13 protein-coding genes are annotated in these 14,826 nt (G+C 35.2%); all 13 read right to left on the reverse strand.

Going from position 1 to position 14,826, the window contains the following annotated elements; translation table 11 throughout:
- Positions 1-1,407 (reverse strand): ABC transporter ATP-binding protein (locus RTP52_RS15145; RefSeq protein ID WP_312372276.1); only part of this gene is annotated, 1,407 nt, incomplete at its 3' end.
- Between the two features lie 204 nt (positions 1,408-1,611).
- Entirely contained in the window at positions 1,612-2,706 is a 1,095-nt protein-coding gene (locus RTP52_RS15150; protein WP_312372277.1) for an ArsR/SmtB family transcription factor, read from the reverse strand.
- Positions 2,707-3,110: 404 nt separating this feature from the next.
- Positions 3,111-4,508: a polysaccharide deacetylase family protein gene (locus RTP52_RS15155; protein WP_312372278.1), complete on the reverse strand. Its 1,398-nt coding sequence runs from the start codon at positions 4,506-4,508 to the stop codon at positions 3,111-3,113.
- 617 nt (positions 4,509-5,125) lie between these two features.
- A complete protein-coding gene (locus RTP52_RS15160; protein ID WP_312372280.1) occupies positions 5,126-5,701 on the reverse strand; it encodes a hypothetical protein in 576 nt (191 codons plus the stop codon).
- A 378-nt stretch (positions 5,702-6,079) separates the two neighbouring features.
- Positions 6,080-6,742: a V-type ATP synthase subunit D gene (locus RTP52_RS15165; protein ID WP_312372282.1), complete on the reverse strand. Its 663-nt coding sequence runs from the start codon at positions 6,740-6,742 to the stop codon at positions 6,080-6,082.
- Positions 6,743-6,745: 3 nt separating this feature from the next.
- On the reverse strand, positions 6,746-8,128 hold the full coding sequence (locus RTP52_RS15170; protein ID WP_312372283.1) for a V-type ATP synthase subunit B: 1,383 nt from the start codon (positions 8,126-8,128) through the stop codon (positions 6,746-6,748).
- Positions 8,128-9,897 (reverse strand): V-type ATP synthase subunit A, encoded by a 1,770-nt coding sequence (locus tag RTP52_RS15175; protein ID WP_312372284.1) that lies wholly within the window; start codon positions 9,895-9,897, stop codon positions 8,128-8,130. Before RTP52_RS15175 ends, RTP52_RS15170 begins: the two co-directional genes overlap by 1 nt.
- Positions 9,898-10,248: a V-type ATP synthase subunit F gene (locus tag RTP52_RS15180; RefSeq protein WP_312372285.1), complete on the reverse strand. Its 351-nt coding sequence runs from the start codon at positions 10,246-10,248 to the stop codon at positions 9,898-9,900. It lies immediately after the preceding gene.
- A complete protein-coding gene (locus RTP52_RS15185; RefSeq protein ID WP_312372286.1) occupies positions 10,241-11,221 on the reverse strand; it encodes a V-type ATPase subunit in 981 nt (326 codons plus the stop codon). The genes RTP52_RS15180 and RTP52_RS15185 overlap by 8 nt, the downstream gene beginning before the upstream one ends.
- 22 nt (positions 11,222-11,243) lie before the next feature.
- A complete protein-coding gene (locus tag RTP52_RS15190) occupies positions 11,244-11,906 on the reverse strand; it encodes a V-type ATP synthase subunit E family protein (protein WP_312372288.1) in 663 nt (220 codons plus the stop codon).
- A 19-nt stretch (positions 11,907-11,925) separates the two neighbouring features.
- Complete coding sequence (locus RTP52_RS15195) at positions 11,926-12,408, reverse strand: V-type ATP synthase subunit K (RefSeq protein ID WP_312372305.1); 483 nt, start codon at positions 12,406-12,408, stop codon at positions 11,926-11,928.
- 31 nt (positions 12,409-12,439) lie between these two features.
- Positions 12,440-14,470: a V-type ATP synthase subunit I gene (locus RTP52_RS15200; protein ID WP_312372289.1), complete on the reverse strand. Its 2,031-nt coding sequence runs from the start codon at positions 14,468-14,470 to the stop codon at positions 12,440-12,442.
- Positions 14,457-14,780 (reverse strand): hypothetical protein, encoded by a 324-nt coding sequence (locus tag RTP52_RS15205; protein ID WP_312099948.1) that lies wholly within the window; start codon positions 14,778-14,780, stop codon positions 14,457-14,459. The genes RTP52_RS15200 and RTP52_RS15205 overlap by 14 nt, the downstream gene beginning before the upstream one ends.
- Positions 14,781-14,826: the final 46 nt, after the last annotated feature.

A 14,826-nucleotide genomic window follows, 5' to 3' on the forward strand; every position in this document is an offset into this window, starting at 1 on the left:
TTTCTCCGTCAATCCTACTCGGTCTAGTGCTTTTTCGACGCGAGCATCATCTATCCCTTCGGAGGTACATGCTACATTTTCATTTACTGTAAATGCAAGGACATTAATATCTTGAAAAACAACTGCAAACATATCATATAATTCTTTTTTATCAAATAACTTGATTGGTATTTGATTGATTCGTATCTCTCCCTCCGTAACATCAAATAAGCCAATCATTAATTTAACAATCGTACTTTTCCCTGCACCGTTAACACCAACAATAGCAAGACGTTCCCCTTTGTTAATCTTAAAATTAGGATTTTTAATTATGTATTGGTCCGTATTAGGATACTTAAAACTAACGTTGTCAAACTCGATTTCTAATGTATCATCTTTAATTGCCTTATTTTCACCGCCCTTTGCTCCAAGATCTCGATCTAAAAAGTTATAAAAATCATAAACATAATGTGTTTCATTGATTATAAAACTAATTTGCTCTGAGAAGCTCTTTAACATCACAGATAAACTTACCACTGCAGCTAGATACATTGAGAAGTCAGCAATTGACATACCATCCACAACTTTTTTTATTAAAATACCATAGGTCAGCGCATCACTAAGTAATAAAGTGAGCAAGCCTATATAACCTAGGGCATATTCTCTGTTAAAAATCTGATTTTTCACGGCTATATATCCACTGATTTCTTTGTTATAATTTGATAAGATTCGGCCAGATAAACCATATAGCCTAATATCCTTACCATAGGAAAAATCGTGGGTCGTCTGATAATAATAACGTTTTTTTCGATCAGCTTTTGCTAGCTGTTCCTTTCGCTTATATTCATGTTTATGAACATTCCTACTAATGTAGATCGTAACAAAGAGATTCACAATCAACCCTAGTAAAATCAGAGGGTTTACCATCCCAATTACTACAACAAGAACAAGTACCGATATCATAACTGCAGGAATTTCAAACAACTTATGGTATACCCCTTCAACACCGTTATTATTCGAGCTTGTTGCTTCTAGTGCCCTTTCATTTTTATTAAAGAATGTTGAGTCCTCCATGTATTGATAATCCGCACTTACAATTTTATCGAAAATTTCACCGATATAATCAATACGAAGCCTTGTAATTCTAGGATAGGCACAGTTTGATGTATAACTCTTAATAAAACCAACAATAGAAGCAAGAATTAGATAACCTACAATAATGGTGACTACTGTTTTTACATTGGCTAAATCTCCTAAAACAAGCTCCCCTATTAATAATTTTGGCAATACGATTCCAAAAAACGGATAGATTGCTGCTGCAATTGTGTAAACAGTTAGCCATATATAAAGTGCCTTATTTTGCTGTTTCACATTCGCAAGCATCTTTCCAATTGTTTTAAAAATTGGATACTTTGATTCAGATTCCATTAGATCCTCCCTTAATAATATTTATCAATGATTGAGAAGAACACTCCCACCTCAAAGCGTATTAGCACGTAGGTGGTAAGTGAATTCTCACACCGATTAAGAAGTAAAAGACTTAACAAATTTAATACTATAATAAGAACATAAGTTCTTTAAAAACTAAATATATAAGGTTACTACAGCTTTAAAAAAGCCCCAACTTCAAAATTAACTTCGTTGATTTAAGTGGTGGGAGCGTTCACTTGCAAGGTTTAAGATAGATTTACTTAAACCCTCCAGCTTCTCATTATTTAGTTCATAATATACTTTCTTGGACTTTGTAGCATCAACAGTCAATAATACATACTCCATAGTTAGCAGAATATTGATATGATGAGAAACAGTCGCTGGAGTTAATTTTAGTTCTTCTGCCATTTCTTGAATATACATGCGTTTCAAAGATAGCATATGAAGCATTTTTAACCTAGTGGTATCACTGATTGCTTTTAAATCTGCTATAAGCTGCGCATCATTAAATTTATTTTGATTTTTCCTTTTTACCAAATTTACTATATAGATACCTACATGAAAAATATAAGAATCATCAACACCTTCCATGCCAAGTGCATTATATTGACTGATACAAGGAATTAAAGTGAACTTTTTCCCCTGCTCCATAAAGATACGAATGGAATCTTTTAATACCTCATCTAAATAATCTGGTTCCTTCATTCGAACTAGCTCTTCCTCGACTATGTGTTCCACAAGATGATAAGATTTCTTTACTATATCACCCGCAATTTTCTTTAATTTCATAATTTGATCCTTAATAACCAAACGATCCATATACAAACTAATCAATCGCATCTTATAAGCATCCTCAAGACTTTGAGCTTCTAAAAATTGAATTAACTCGGAAACATCCTTCACATATACTTTCTCATCTGTTAATGCCTCTGAATATTCTTCTTTGTTTAGCATATGAATAAATGCTAAGTCTTCCCTTGTGAATTCACCAATACCTTGTTCTATTCTTAATAAGTTACGATAGAAAATCAATATTATAGAACCTTTCTGCAACTCTGTATCTGTTAATCTTAACAAAGCTTTCAACTTTGGAAACTCTTCTATAGCAACACTAAATTGATCATTCACTTGCTTGCAAAACTCTTGCACTGGTTGAATATAATCCTGCATTTCTTTTTGTGTCATACCAAATTTCTCATAGTTATCTAAAATCTCATAATTATTTTCTTTTGAAGTATAACAATTAAGTGCTTCTTCAAAAAAATCTGGTTTAGTAATTATTTCTCTCTCTATCATCGCTGATAATCTCCTCTTTATCTCTTCTTTCAATACCAGAAATAGCAATCATTTTTATATTAGGTATTTTTGTAATATTAATGGCATTAAAATTCAAGTAGTAATCATAATTTCCTTATTATAACATTATATAAATATCTTTTATGAATGTCAATGATATTATATGCTCATCTAATATTGTTTATATTGATAAACATCGGATGATTATTTTTGCTCCTAATCAAATTACTATAAGCTATTGTTATTGTTAGTGTATTACGCTTCGCAAAATAAGATAAAAAAGTGAAAATCTTTAAGTCTTAAACAAGAAAAAGCATGCTTGAGCCCTTTCTGGTTTTATGAATAAAGATTTTCACCTTCTAATTTTTATATATTTGTGTGTGTCTGTAATGGCTGAGTAATAATTATCTGCTATATTTTGATGAAAAATACTCTCTTCCTGCACTCAGTCCAACACCACGATATTCAAATAATTCTGAAATTGTTACTAATTGATAACCTTCTTTTGTTAATTTTTTTATCACTTTCTCCGCTGCTGTTGCTGTTGTTGGATAAATATCATGCATCAAAATAATTGCTCCGTCTTTGGCACCTCTCATTGCTTCTTTGACTATCATATCAACATTACGAGATTTCCAATCTTCTGTATCTACTGACCATTCTATCATCGGATAACGAATGGCTGCTCGTACGGTTTGATTTACTGCACCATAAGTTGGTCTTACGAGCTTTGGTTTAAATCCTGTGCATTTATAAATAGCATCTTGGGTTTTTGATATTTCCTGCTTAATTTTTTCTGCTGAAGATGTTGTTAACAATGGGTGCGAATACGAATGGTTTCCGATTTCACTGCCTTCTTTTACTATTCGATTTAATATTTTACTATGACTTCCAACCCGTTTCCCTAATACAAAGAAAGTTGCTTTTCCTCCACATTCCTTAAGGGTATCTAAAATTCTTGCAGTATAAATATCATGAGGTCCATCATCAAATGTTAATGCAATCATTGGTTTTTTTCGATCAATTTTACGCTCTAGGTATAACTTTCCTTGTTCATCCAAGCTTAGTTTGTCCGATAAGGATGCAATTGCTATGGATGTAGTAGGTGATAATGATAATCCACTTAGTAAATCATATCTTGGAAAGTATAGAATTATATTGTCATTCGTTAATGTAAATTGTAATCCATTTTGAACAGCATCCATTACCATGCTTTCAATCATATCTTCATCTAAATACTTACCATAGACTTCTTTCGTTTCTAATTGCTTTATCACTTGGTCATAAAAATCTTGTTGATAAGCAACTTGTATAATATCATCAAAATTTAAACTCTTACCTTCGTCTACTTGAAAACATAGTGTTTGTATATAATCTCGTTTCTTGTCTTCCCACGGCATACCTTCTAAAATACGAAATTTGATACTACAGATATTAGGATAGGAAGCATAAGTCTCATATTGAATTGTAAGCCTCGGTGTATAGTCGAAGGAAGTATTACTTTGCTTTTGTTTAACCTTAATTTCATCTTCAAAATCGGTCATAATAGAATTTACATATTCTAAAATCTTTTGATCAATTTCATCTTGTCCGATTTTTGGGTAATAGATCGATATTTTAGCTAATTCATTCATTACCTTAATTACTTGAGTATTTCCTATTTCCTGATAAATTGAATCCGGTGAAATAACCTCATCATAATTTTTTACTTTTTTCTTAGAACATGAAATCATGATAATGGACAGAAAAAAAAGAAGTAACACTATATAATACTTCATTGGTACATTTTTTTGTTTCATCATATCAGCTCCCTTCTGCCCTTCATAAGAAAGTGGTATCATCTTAAATCATAGAATCTTTATCATTATGAGTTATGACAATTACCAAACTTTCTCTCTAATGTTCCTTATAAATCTATGAAATACTATAATTAATTTATATAAATATATTATTAGCAAGATTATAAAAATTATTGTCTGAGAATTTATTTCCTTTGGACATATACTGAAATATTTATAGGTAATTGTAGAATAATTTCCTTTCAACGAGAAATGGCTCGCTTCGTGAACTATTCCTTGTTATTGTCGTCCAGCTACGTTGAACATACTGGATTAAAAAAGGGATCATCTACTTAAAAAATATCAGTGTGGTTTGGGTTTCAAAGAAACCTCATCCCAATACGAAAGACCCAAGTCATAAGACTTGGGCCTAATGCTTACTACGGAGACGGGGAGATTTGAACACTTGTACATATTATATTATTGATAGCTTAGCTTAAGCGTTTCTTTTGCTACGAAGGTATCAGGTGGAGCCCTATGTTAAAATCGTGTCTCCATGAAAGGCGTCCACAAGTATCAAGGTTTGGTGTGTTTGTTTTTAGAATGTTTGTTTTTAGAGTTTTTATTCTGTACAGAAATACTTAGAACCCCTTATCATAAACATAGAATGAAGAATCTTTATCTTCTCTAACCATGATAAAGCAAAAGTTCGGAAATACTCCTTCTGCCCATTCACCATTTTCAACTCCTTCTGGATATTTTACATTTATTGTTGCAAATAAAGGCAAAATATTTTCTACACCAAATTGTTCAGTATATTGTTTATTAATCATTTTAGTAAACTCATGTTCATCACCTAAGTATTCAATTGATTCAATATCAATTGTGACCACACCATATAAATGTACTTCACCATTTTCTATCCGTTCTTTTTGGTCATTTACTTTTTCAGGCAACATTGTTTTCATAATCAATTTATTATCTTTTTGATTCATAGCATCAATATGTTGTTCCGCCATTATTATTGCTGTTTTTATTTCTTCATCAGTAAATAATGGTTCAGAATTAGTCTCTAGTACTTTATTTTCCTGATCAATAGAATTGTCTACTTCATGAGTTGGTATAATTTCTGTAACTGATTTTTTATCACAACCATTAAGATACACAATTGATAGAACCAAGAAAAATATACACATACATTGATGAATATTTTTCATTCACATTCCTTCTTTCTAATTCTCTTCTTCCATATGGAACGTTTCCTTCTCAGCAAAGATAAAAAAAGGTGTTATTGTTATTATTGTAATCTTAAAAACCATATATTTACATATTTATCCTTACATACTTACGCTAGTTTGTCAAGTGGACTTTTATCGGTAAGCTGACGACAGCTTTCAGAATACACGACTTTAACCCACGAGATTGCGCCCATGCTGGGCGCACATTAAAAGGAATCATCTACTAAAAAATAGATGATTCCAAAATTATACTTTATTTTTATCCTTTACCTTTTTCCTTTACTTTTTATTATTTACTTTTCCTTTGTTTTTATCTATCCTTGTTCTTATTCTTTATCCTTATCCTATTTTTTATCTCTACTCTTTCCTTTGCCTCTCTTCAAGTGCATCACGGAGTACAAGCTCTTTCACTTTCATTAATCTAATCTGCGTACTTCTTTCATTTTCATCTAGTTTCATCACGATGTATTTTATCTTTTCCTTCATTTCTGGTATTAAAACATGTTCCAGTGCATTGACACGACGCCTAGTTTTTTCTATTTCAGCTGCCATTAGCTGGCAACCTTTTTCACATTCCGCTAGTCGTAACATCTTTGGTAATACTGTTGATAAAGACTGTACTGCATCGTCTAAATCACCTGAGGTAAAGGCATATCCGTAAGGATAGATATCACTTAGATTGGAGGATTTTGTGTGATATTTGAATATAGGAATTTCAACACTCATTACATTTTTTGTACCAGCTTCAAGATAGACTTCTTGTTTTGGAACCATCATTGCTACATCTAAAAATTCCTCTTGCATCATAGCTCTTGCCAGAGCGAAATTTTGATTAGCGTTTAAAATTCCTTCCTCAACCTCTTTTCTAAGTTGCATATTTTCCTTAACTAAAATTAAAAATTGACGCATTAATTCATCGCGCTTATCTTTTAATAATTTATGTCCTCGTATCGCTGTTGTTAGTTTTTTCTTTAACTTTGTTAACTCCATTCGAGTCGGATTAACATGAGTGCTTGCCATTTCTTACACCCCCATCGTTTTTCCATAATACTCATCGAGGAATTCATCCTTAATTCTCTTTAACTCAGTTCTTGGTAAGATGGAGAGCAGTTTCCATCCAAGATTTAATGTTTCTTCAATGTCTCTACTATTATAGTATCCTTGAGAGACATATTCCCGCTCAAAGGTATCCGCAAATTCAGCATATAATTTATCAATGTCAGTTAACGCTGCCTCACCAAGCACCACCATTAATTCCTTAGCTTCCTTTCCTCTCGCATAAGCGGCAAACAATTGATTCATCGTATTTGCATGATCTTTTCTTGTTTTTTCCTCTCCAATACCTTTATCCTTTAATCTTGAAAGGGATGGTAAAACATCAATTGGCGGTGTGATTCCCTGCCTGTAAAGCTCTCTACTTAAGATAATCTGGCCTTCGGTAATATAGCCGGTTAGGTCAGGAATTGGATGTGTTTTATCGTCTTCTGGCATAGTAAGAATCGGAATCATCGTAATACTTCCATTCTTACCTTTTTGTCTTCCTGCTCTTTCATATAACGATGCTAAGTCCGTATACATATATCCAGGATAACCTCTACGCCCAGGCACTTCTTTTCTTGCTGCTGAAACTTCACGTAAGGAATCTGCATAATTTGTGATATCAGTTAAAATGACTAGTACGTGCATATCCTTTTCAAAAGCAAGATATTCCGCTGCAGTAAGAGCCATTCTTGGAGTTGCGATACGCTCAACCGCTGGATCATTAGCAAGATTTACAAACATTACGGTACGATCAATCGCTCCTGTTTCTTTAAAACTTTCCGTAAAGAAGTTGGCTTCTTCAAACGTAATTCCCATCGCTGCAAATACAACCGCAAATGCCTCATTCGTTCCTCTTACCTTTGCCTGTCTTGCAATTTGGGCAGCAAGCTCTGCATGTGGTAAACCACTTGCTGAGAAAATCGGAAGTTTTTGACCACGAACTAGGGTATTTAGACCATCAATTGCAGATACTCCTGTTTGTATAAACTCCTGCGGATAATTTCTAGCAACTGGATTCATAGGAAGTCCATTAATATCCATTCTTTTTTCCGGTAGTATTTCTGGACCTCCATCCATAGGACGGCCAAGTCCATCAAATACACGACTAAGCATATCCTCTGAAACTGCTAACTCCATCCCTCGACCAAGAAATCGTACTTTGCTATCGGATAAATTGATACCCGTTGAGCTCTCAAATAATTGAACGAGAGCATTTTCCCCGTCAATTTCAAGAACCTTACATCTTCTTTTATCTCCATTCACTAACTCAATTTCGCCAAGTTCGTTGTAGGTAACCTGAGTAACACCTTTCACTAGCATCAAAGGGCCTGCAACTTCTTGTATCGTTTTATACTCCTTTGGCATTAGGCATCCTCCCTTCCTACTAATTGCTCCGTTTGCTCCATAATTTGATTCTTTATGACATCATATACTTCCTGAAGGTTTTCTTCTCTTTCATACTTAAAACGTCCGATTTGCTCCCTTACAGGCAGTTTTACTAAAGCATCAATGGATGCTCCATTTTTAAGAGCAGCTAATGACGCATCATAGAAGTACAACACTAACTCCATCATTTGATATTGTTTCTCTAGGGTCGTATAGGTATCTACCTCGTGGAATGCATCTTGATGGAGATAATCTTCTCTTATTGATCTGGCCGCCTCTAATTTCAAACGATCCTCTGAGGAGAGTGCATCCATACCAACTAATTTTACGATTTCCTCTAGTTCAGATTCATCGTGTAGCAATTTAACAATTTTCATACGAAGTGAAGTCCAGTTTTCATTCACTTCGGTATTAAACCAATTCCCCATCTTATCCGCATACAACGAATAACTCGTTAGCCAATTAATCGCAGGAAAATGTCTACGGTATGCAAGGTTTGCATCAAGCCCCCAGAAAACCTTTACAATTCGTAATGTGGCCTGGGAAACCGGTTCTGAGATATCGCCACCAGGAGGTGACACTGCCCCAATTACAGATAGTGCTCCCTCTCTGTGGTTCGTTCCAAGAGAGATGACACGTCCCGCACGTTCATAAAACTGTGCTAAACGACTTCCAAGATAAGCTGGATAACCCTCCTCACCAGGCATTTCTTCAAGACGTCCACTCATCTCTCTTAATGCTTCTGCCCAACGAGACGTGGAATCTGCCATTAACGCTACGGAATAGCCCATATCACGGTAATACTCAGCGATTGAGATTCCTACATAAATTGATGCCTCTCTTGCAGCAACTGGCATATCGGAAGTATTTGCAATTAATACGGTTCGCTCCATTAACGAATTTCCTGTTTTAGGATCTTTTAGCTCTGGGAACTCATTTAAAACATCTGTCATTTCATTTCCACGTTCCCCACAACCAATGTACACTACAATATCAGCTTCAGCCCACTTTGCCAACTGATGCTGAACAACAGTCTTACCGCTTCCAAAAGGACCAGGTACAGTAGCAACACCACCTTTTGCAATTGGAAATAAGGTATCAATCACTCGCTGTCCTGTAATAAGCGGCATTTGTGGTGCTAATTTTTCCTTAAATGGTCTACCAATTCTTACTGGCCACTTCTGTAACATAGATACTGAAACTTCTTCTCCATTCTCAGTTTTTATGACAGCAATTGTTTCCTCTACGGTAAACTCACCTTTAAAAATTTTTGTTATGATACCACTAACTCCGTTTGGAACTAAGACTTTATGTATGACTATAGGAGACTCCATCGTCGTACCAAGGATATCACCAGCGCGTACTTCTATTCCGACATTAGCGGTTGGTTCAAAGTTCCACTTACGATCACGATTTAGAGACGGTACTTCAATTCCTCTTTCTAGATTATTTCCCGTTCTCTCCATAATCTCATTTAATGGTCTCTGAATTCCATCGAAGATGGAACCAATTAAGCCAGGACCTAGTTCTACACAGAGTGGATAACCGGTCGATTCTACTGGTTCTCCAGGACCTAGGCCTGAGGTTTCTTCATATACTTGAATCGATGCTTCGTCACCATGCATCTCAATAATCTCACCAATTAATCTTTGACTACTAACACGTACCACGTCAAACATGTTGGCATCTCGCATTCCCTCAGCAATAACTAAGGGACCTGCTACCTTTTTGATTACACCTTTACTCATTTATTTTTTTACACCTACCTCTTCCGATTTTGCTTCTTCTTTAAATAAAATATCTGAGCCTACCGCTTGTTCTACCATTTTCTTAATCCTAGCTACCCCATTGTTGGTATTTCCTGAGATACCAGGGATTGGGAGAATAACAGGAAGTGCATTGTTCTTCTGGCTCTCCAAAAGACTCGAAAGTTTGGACGCATAATATTCGGTAATATAAATGATGGCATAGTCTTCATTCATAAGGTCCTTTAGTACTCTTCTTGCCTCTTCTTCCTCCTCAACCGGAAAAACCGAAAGTCCTAAGGCTCCAAAACCATAGGTGCTATCTCTATCTCCCAAGACTGCTACTCTATACATATAATTTTCTCATCCTTTCCCTGATGAGCTGTTCCGGTAGAGCATTTCGCTTTCCGGAGAGTATCAGTTTTACCATTTTAATTTCTGTCTCACGTGCCAAATAATAAGAAATCACTGGCGCAGCGGTATAAGGTAAATGCTTAACCCCTTTTAACAACTGCATAATTTCATTATCGCACCAGAGTTCAAATGCTGCGTATGATTTTTTAAGTGAGAGAGCACCTTCTGCATATACTGTTTTTTGCAGATAGGAATTAAGCTCCTCTTCCCCTTTTTTCGCAGCAGAAATTATCTCTTGTTTTGAAAGCGTTTCACACGGAACTAAAGCCATCTCATAGAATTCTTGACTCTTCTTTGCTTTACATGCGCGATAAGCTATCGTCATGTTTGCATAGGCTACCTTTTTTTCCGTATATTTAGCAAGTAACTCAACCCTACTATCCTTCCCAGCGCTGGAAAGTGCAGTAAGACATGCAGCATCTAGAAAGATATCACACAATTGTCCATCTCCAGTATGCAATAAATCTTCATATGCTATTTTTACACAGTCCGCTAACATGGAAGGAAGTGCCTCAAATTTTCTATCTTGAATGGCTTTCAATATCTCCTTAGAAGGAAGGCTTCCTCTTTCTAAAAAAACTGGTTTTTCCTTTCTGTTTTTACTTTCTGCATAGATTAACTTTATTGCTACCTTCGCATTATGAAAATCATACGGAATTTGAAATACTCGTAATATTTTTTCATCTTTTACAAGCTCAGAGAATAATTGATATGCATTTTGATACTCAGCCTCAATAATATCCTCTGAGTCTTTTTCTGTGGATAGCTTACCGAATCCTTTTTCTCTTAAAAATCGAAGACATTCCTCATAATTTTTACAAGCTAATAGTTGCTCTAACGAAGAAACACTGAATAAGGAAAGCTCTTTTACTCTAGTACGTGCGACCGCATAATAATACATTGTATCTGCCATGTCCAATCACTCCATTTCATCATCAAAGCTTTTCCTTATTTATCTCTTCCTCTGATGCATACAAGCTGAATTGGCAAGCCAATTCACTTGTCATGAATAAAAGAGAAGCTATGGGCTCTAATAATTGATCTCTTTTTTCTTCAAATAAAGCCTCTATGGATAGGTTATGAGTTATATTTCCTTGTTCCAACAAAAATCCACCAGTAATGTTCACTGGTTCCTTTGCTATCGCTACTGTATTTTCTTCCCTTTGCTCATTTCTTCTATCCAAAGCCTCTAAAAAATCACTTGGTAGACGATTTAGATCCCTTTGGTTAAAGCATAAACTTCCACCCTGACCAAAATCAAAAGGTGCTAACAGTTTTAAGATTAAGTTGAAATATTCCTCTTCCGGTAAGGAAAGAATACTCTCCTTCGCTTGAAGAATTACTTCCATAATCAACTTTTGCTTTACTGCTAAAATTTTATTTTTCTTTGCTACCAATGCTGCAGAATCAGCCTGTTTTTTGCTGCTATGTAGTAAGATATCTCTCTCTTTTTCTCCTTCTTTTTGAAGGTTTGCTTCTTCCTTCCTCGCTTCCTCTTTTAGTTCCTCCACTTTCTTTTCTGCAGCTAATATTCTTTCCTTCGATATGAAAGCTACCTCTTCTTCAATACTCTTAATAATCGATTCTAAACCAGTCATACGCCCTCCTACCTGCTCCTTACAGGTTCAAGGAACTTACGCCACTTACTGCTAATAGTGAAATTAATAAAGCTAGAATAGCATATGTCTCTACCATCGCAGGTAAAATCATAGCCTTACCAAACTGTTCTGGCTTTTTCGCAACCATACCGATACTAGCAACGGAAGCCTTTGCCTGAGCGATTGCTGAAATTAAACCAACGATAGCAATTGGAAGACAAGCACAGAAATAGAGTGCACCCATTTGCCATGATAATTTACTATCACCACCTAATACACCAATCTTCGTCATTGTAAGGAATGCAATCAAAAGACCATAGATACCTTGAGTACCAGGAAGCAATTGAAGAACTAATACTTTACCAAATTTGGATGGATCTTCTGATAACACTCCTGCTGCTGCCTCACCAGCTTTACCAACTCCAATCGCTGAGCCAATTCCTGCCATAAGAGCTGCAAGTGCTGCTCCTAATAAAGCTAAAACAATTCCAATGTTCTCCATTCCCGTTCCGCTAACTGCTAAAAAGTTCATATTATTTCTCTCCTTCATCCAATTTAAAATACTTTGTTCTCATGGAAAATGGACTAAACTCACGTCCCCCACCACTATAAAACTTTCCGAAAAATTCAACATATTGCAAACGATTGGTATGTACATAAGCACCAAGTGCATTAATACCAATATTAATTGCATGACCAAGAATAAAAATCACAATAAACGCTATTACACCAACAAATCCTCCGCCCACCATGGATGCCATCATATTAATTACTGTACAAATAACGCCAGAGGCTAAACCTAGCGCTAATAGACGAGAATAGGACAAAACATCACTTAAATAGCCCGTGATACCATAATAACCATATAAGCCTTTTAAGAAACGCTTGATTGGATTTCTTGATTCTCTGCCTGCTGTCAAAATGATTCCTACTGAGGATATTAACATGATAACTAGCGCAATATTTCCCGCCTTCTTACTTAACTGAAAACTAAGTCCAAAGGTCTTTGTAAAAACATCCATAGATAATAACAAAACAAGCGAAGCAGTAAGTACGATATACCACAGGATGACATCATAAAGAATTGATTTATAATCTTTTTGTTTTAAGCATTGATATAGTTTCACTGCTAATCCCGTATAAATATGTATAATTCCAAATAGCATAGAAAAAACTAACATTTTCATTGGTTCATTGACTGGGAAAAACCATACTGGAGGAATGGAAATCTTATGACCAAAAAACGTTTCTGACACAACATCGACCATATCTCCAAAATAGCTGCCAAACATTACTCCCCAAAATATGGTAGAGATTCCACAGTATAAAAACATCTTAAGAGAATTTTTCAAAGAATTCTCCATATTTTTATACTTTAAGAGAGCAAATGTACATCCAATTACCATAATTGCTCCATAAGCTGCATCTGCTAACATTATTCCAAAGAGAATATAGTAAAAAACAGCCATTATCGTTGTTGGATCTATTTCTCCTTTACCAGGTAAACTATACGCTTTTACAGTCCCCTCAAGAGGTTGTGAGAATGCCGGATTTTTTAAAAGAATAGGGACCTCTTCCTCCTCACTTATATTCATAGTCTCAATTGCAACATCACATTGCTCTTGTATCTTCTTAAAGGTCTTTGCTATCTCGTCTTTCGGAATATATCCACTCACAACAAATACATTTTCTGTCTCAATGAGATGCTTCATAACCTCACCCTGTTCAAATCGAACCTCTGCATCATCTGATAAAAATTGAAACTCATCGCTATACTGTTCAAACTCTTTTATCATCTCAAGATATTCTGCAATTTTATCCTCTGAGGCTAGGATCTCTTCCTCTATTTTTTCTTTCTCTTTTGCAGGAGGTAGATTTAAGTTACAATTGGAGATTTTTTGAGAAAAAGAAGCATCTCTTAAGATAGTGAGAACTTCTACCGCTTGCTTCTTTAAACACATAACCATAATACAAGTCATTAGTTTGCTTGTGCTAATTACCTCAACCTCAACAAATAGGCTGGTTTCGGTAGTATTTAAAGAATCTGAAAATAGTTTTTCTACTTTCGATTTGTCCCATGCATTTGACAAAGTACCAAAAAAAACAGCCGTACAGTTTGTTTCTGTACAGCTAAAAGGTATCGTAAGAGTAATCCACGGTACGAGTGCCTCAAGCTGTGCCTTTCGCTTTTTATTTTCCTGGACTTCTTCCGTAATTATTCTTGCAAGCTGCGTTATTTGTAACGCTCGCTCTTTTATTTGATTGTATTTTGATTCGTAATCTTCGTATTTTTCCGTTGTAATTAATTTTCTACCAGTAAGTGAAGAAACTTTTGTCTTTTTGTCACAGTAAGTATCTAGCACTTGTAAAGCTTCTTTCGCTAACTGCATATCCTCTGCTACAAAGTTTTCTACCTCGGACTGCTTTTGTTGATGAAATATACTATCGTCATAATAAATATCGGTAACTTCCATCACGCCACATCGCTGTAGTGTTATAAGTAGCTTTTTTCGGTTTCTCTTCAGTGCACACAACTGTATTTTCTGCATGTTAAGCACTGACACTTTGTAACACTTCCTTTACAATATAATCGATGGTTTTCTTTTTGTTTTCGCTACTAAGTTTCATTAAATATTCAATTTCCTTGTCTGCTTCCACCAAAGCATTTTCTGTCTGTTGTTGTCGATATTCACTCGCTTTAAGCATTGCTTTCTTTGTTAACTCTTCTTCCTCCCTCATGATACTATCTAGATGCGCTTTCACTTCTTCTTTTGCACGTTCCACCATTTTGTTTCCTCTTGCCATTGCATTATTCTCTTTCTCTTTTGCTAATTCTTCAACCTCACGCACCCGGTTCAGCATTTCGCCTGCCATTTCACACCTCCTTTACTAAAAAAATTGTCATAAAATGGATATCTTA

This window comes from Lachnoclostridium sp. (assembly GCF_031997925.1).
GTDB lineage: Bacteria > Bacillota > Clostridia > Lachnospirales > Lachnospiraceae > Lachnoclostridium.

Coding starts and splice junctions, on each gene's coding strand:
- RTP52_RS15195 (WP_312372305.1), bottom strand. CDS start 12,408: ATGGAGAACATTGGAATTGTTTTAGCTTTATTAGGAGCAGCACTTGCA.
- RTP52_RS15155 (WP_312372278.1), bottom strand. CDS start 4,508: ATGATGAAACAAAAAAATGTACCAATGAAGTATTATATAGTGTTACTT.
- RTP52_RS15150 (WP_312372277.1), bottom strand. CDS start 2,706: ATGATAGAGAGAGAAATAATTACTAAACCAGATTTTTTTGAAGAAGCA.
- RTP52_RS15205 (WP_312099948.1), bottom strand. CDS start 14,780: ATGGCAGGCGAAATGCTGAACCGGGTGCGTGAGGTTGAAGAATTAGCA.
- RTP52_RS15165 (WP_312372282.1), bottom strand. CDS start 6,742: ATGGCAAGCACTCATGTTAATCCGACTCGAATGGAGTTAACAAAGTTA.
- RTP52_RS15160 (WP_312372280.1), bottom strand. CDS start 5,701: ATGAAAAATATTCATCAATGTATGTGTATATTTTTCTTGGTTCTATCA.
- RTP52_RS15180 (WP_312372285.1), bottom strand. CDS start 10,248: ATGTATAGAGTAGCAGTCTTGGGAGATAGAGATAGCACCTATGGTTTT.
- RTP52_RS15190 (WP_312372288.1), bottom strand. CDS start 11,906: ATGACTGGTTTAGAATCGATTATTAAGAGTATTGAAGAAGAGGTAGCT.
- RTP52_RS15175 (WP_312372284.1), bottom strand. CDS start 9,897: ATGAGTAAAGGTGTAATCAAAAAGGTAGCAGGTCCCTTAGTTATTGCT.
- RTP52_RS15170 (WP_312372283.1), bottom strand. CDS start 8,128: ATGCCAAAGGAGTATAAAACGATACAAGAAGTTGCAGGCCCTTTGATG.
- RTP52_RS15185 (WP_312372286.1), bottom strand. CDS start 11,221: ATGGCAGATACAATGTATTATTATGCGGTCGCACGTACTAGAGTAAAA.